This window comes from Streptomyces sp. NRRL WC-3742 (genome assembly GCF_000720635.1).
In the GTDB taxonomy this organism is placed as follows: domain Bacteria; phylum Actinomycetota; class Actinomycetes; order Streptomycetales; family Streptomycetaceae; genus Kitasatospora.
Map to the genome: position 1 here is coordinate 1 of NZ_JOCF01000197.1, position 347 is coordinate 347.

Here is a 347-nt window from a genome sequence, read left to right on the forward strand (position 1 = left end):
ACCAACACCTACCTGCGCGGGCAGGGCATCGAGATCGTCACCATCGCCGGCTCCGAACTCGGCCGCGGCCGCGGCGGGCCGCGCTGCATGAGCTGCCCCGTCCGGCGCGACCCCGGGGCGGGGTGTCGCCGGCCGCCTGCTCAAGGACCGGCTGACCGCCCGGCTCGCCCGGGTACGCCACCAACGGGACCTCCACCGCCGCCCGGCCACCCAGCCGACCGGGCCCGACGCGGCGGGCCACGAGCACTGCCCGCACCGCCACGGCCGGTCTCCGGAGGAACGGCGGATCGTGCGGCACAAGTCCTACAGCCTCGCCCGCCAGACTCCCTGGGCCGCGGTGTTCGAGA

Annotated in this window: 1 pseudogene; it reads left to right on the forward strand. The window is 76.7% G+C overall.

Annotated features, from left to right (window positions below):
- A pseudogene (locus tag IH61_RS45465) lies at nt 1–120 on the forward strand (arginine deiminase family protein); the annotation flags it as partial.
- Nucleotides 121–347: the final 227 nt, after the last annotated feature.